Origin of the sequence: Rhodoplanes sp. SY1, assembly GCF_046000175.1 — a bacterium.
GTDB lineage: Bacteria > Pseudomonadota > Alphaproteobacteria > Rhizobiales > Xanthobacteraceae > Rhodoplanes.
In genome coordinates this window covers 1-662 of the sequence record NZ_JBEOMB010000229.1, presented here as the reverse complement: position 1 = coordinate 662, position 662 = coordinate 1, and the positions used below count along the sequence as shown (strand labels likewise).

Sequence of the window (662 nt, the reverse complement as noted above, 5' to 3'; positions counted from 1 at the left end):
GACATGCCGCGCACGAGTTCGACGGGCTTTGGTGGCGGCTTCTGAAATCCGAGCGCGGCGCGGGCTTGCTCGTCCGCGTCGTATCCCTGCAGCCAGCTGTGCGCCAAGCTGATGCTCTTGACGTCGCTCGAGCGCAGCAGACAGAGTGCGCGGAACACATCCTGATGCTGCAACGTGTTCGACATGTCGGTGGACATCAGGCCCTTGATCAGCAAGTCGACGATCTTCCGCGCGTCGATATCCGGCATGCCGAAGGCTTCATCGACCTGCTTCTCGACCTTGAAACGACGCGCCACGCCGGCCAAGACCGCCTCGAACTGGCGGCGTCCGTTCGGCATCGGTTGCAGCAGGGAGGTGATCCAGCTCAGCGCCGCGCTGCGCCAGAAGTCGGTGAGTCCGAGAACGTCCAGCAGCACGAACCAGCCGCCGCCTTGCCAGACTTGGCGTCGCAGATCGCCGACGAGGTGCGTCTTGCCGATGCCTGGTGGGCCTGTCACGATGCTGCCGTTCGGATGGGCGGCGGCCACCGTTGTCTCGTCGAAGAAGCGTTGCGTTACTTGCGCGCTCGTCGCAGCATTCGGTCCTGGAATGGAGCGGTCGTCGTCGACCCAGACGCTTTCCAGCGCGCGGACCCAGCGGAAATCGACGGAGCGCAGCGCATC

Annotated in this window: 1 pseudogene; it reads right to left on the bottom strand. The window is 64.7% G+C overall.

Annotated features, from left to right (window positions below):
• Nucleotides 1-662, bottom strand: a pseudogene (locus ABTU92_RS28730) (AAA family ATPase); the annotation flags it as partial.